1 protein-coding gene is annotated in these 414 nt (G+C 66.9%); it reads left to right on the top strand.

Annotated features, from left to right (window positions below):
* Nucleotides 1-414: NAD(P)(+) transhydrogenase (Re/Si-specific) subunit beta (locus C5P05_RS02835; RefSeq protein ID WP_198674600.1), on the top strand; the 414-nt coding region annotated here is incomplete at both ends.

Genomic DNA, 414 nt, shown 5'->3' with positions numbered 1-414 from the left:
TCGGCGGCGCCGACATGCCGGTGGTGGTGTCCATGCTCAACAGCTACTCCGGCTGGGCCGCCGCCGGCATTGGCTTCAGCCTGAACAACGCCATGCTGATCGTCGCCGGCTCGCTGGTGGGTAGCTCGGGCGCGATCCTGAGCTACATCATGTGCAAGGCCATGAACCGCTCCTTCTTCAACGTGATCCTGGGCGGCTTCGGCGGCGAGGCCACCACGGCAGTCGCCGGGGCCGCCGTTCAGCGCGCGGTGAAGAGCGGCAGCGCCGACGATGCGGCTTTTGTGCTCGGCAATGCCGAGACCGTGGTCATCGTGCCGGGCTACGGCCTGGCCGTGGCGCGGGCCCAGCACGCGGTGAAGGAACTGGCGCAAAAGCTCACCGACAAGGGCATCACGGTGAAATACGCGATTCACC

This window comes from Rhodoferax ferrireducens, from assembly GCF_003347515.1.
Taxonomy (GTDB): domain Bacteria; phylum Pseudomonadota; class Gammaproteobacteria; order Burkholderiales; family Burkholderiaceae_C; genus Rhodoferax.
The sequence above is the reverse complement of the archived record's forward strand: the minus strand, read 5'-3'. Positions and strand labels throughout refer to the sequence as shown.